Source organism: Streptomyces sp. SID13726, from assembly GCF_010548375.1.
In the GTDB taxonomy this organism is placed as follows: domain Bacteria; phylum Actinomycetota; class Actinomycetes; order Streptomycetales; family Streptomycetaceae; genus Streptomyces.
In genome coordinates this window covers 1-413 of sequence record NZ_JAAGLY010000629.1, presented here as the reverse complement: position 1 = coordinate 413, position 413 = coordinate 1, and the positions used below count along the sequence as shown (strand labels likewise).

Annotated in this window: 1 protein-coding gene; it reads right to left on the bottom strand. The window is 73.8% G+C overall.

The window, feature by feature from the left end; all coding sequences use genetic code 11:
* The coding region (locus G3I78_RS49480; RefSeq protein ID WP_164437225.1) for an MFS transporter at positions 1 to 413 on the bottom strand (413 nt) is incomplete at both ends.

Sequence of the window (413 nt, the reverse complement as noted above, 5' to 3'; positions counted from 1 at the left end):
GCCCGCCACCCCGACGGGAACGTTGATCCAGAAGACGGCGCCCCAGCCGAAGGCGTCCACGATCGGCCCGCCCAGGACCGGGCCGACGGCCAGGCCCAGCGCGGAAACGCCGGACCAGAGGCCGACCGCCCTGGCCCGCTCCCTCTCGTCCGTGAAGACGTGGCGCAGGATGGACAGGCTGCCCGGCGTGAGGAGTGCCGCGCCGAGGCCCTGGAACATCCGGGCCGCGATCAGCGTGCCGGTCGTACCGGACAGCGCCGCGGCCGCCGAGCCCGTGGTGAAGACGGCCAGGCCCGTGAGGAAGATCCGCTTGCGGCCGTACCGGTCGCCGAGGGTGCCGCCGGTGAGCAGCAGGGCCGCGTAGACGAGGCTGTAGCCCTCGACCACCCACTGGAGTCCGCTGACGCCGGAGT